This is a genomic window from Gilvimarinus gilvus (genome assembly GCF_030518155.1).
GTDB lineage: Bacteria > Pseudomonadota > Gammaproteobacteria > Pseudomonadales > Cellvibrionaceae > Gilvimarinus > Gilvimarinus gilvus.
The window spans coordinates 1-329 of the sequence record NZ_JAULRU010000773.1 but is presented as its reverse complement, the minus strand read 5'-3'; the positions used below and the strand labels follow the sequence as shown (position 1 = coordinate 329).

Here is a 329-nt window from a genome sequence, read left to right as displayed (position 1 = left end):
GCAAATAATGGAACGATTTTTTTAGATGAAATTGGAAATTTACCAAATCATTTGCAAGCAAAACTTTTGCAAGTCATTCAGAATAAAGAAATTATTCGTTTGGGAGAAAGTTCACCAAGAAAAGTTGATGTTCGTATAATTGTTGCTACGAATGTGAATCTTGAAAATTCAGTAAAAGAAGGTCATTTTAGAGAAGATTTATATTATCGAATCAATACAATTTCGGTTACAATGCCGAATCTTAGTGAACGAAAAGAAGATATTAAACCTTTGATTGATTATTTTTTAGAACTTTATGCTGATAAATATGAGGTCGAAAAACCAGTTAT

1 protein-coding gene is annotated in these 329 nt (G+C 28.9%); it reads left to right on the top strand.

Going from position 1 to position 329, the window contains the following annotated elements:
- A partial coding sequence (locus tag QWI17_RS19545; RefSeq protein ID WP_302724209.1) for a sigma 54-interacting transcriptional regulator occupies positions 1-329 on the top strand: 329 nt, incomplete at both ends.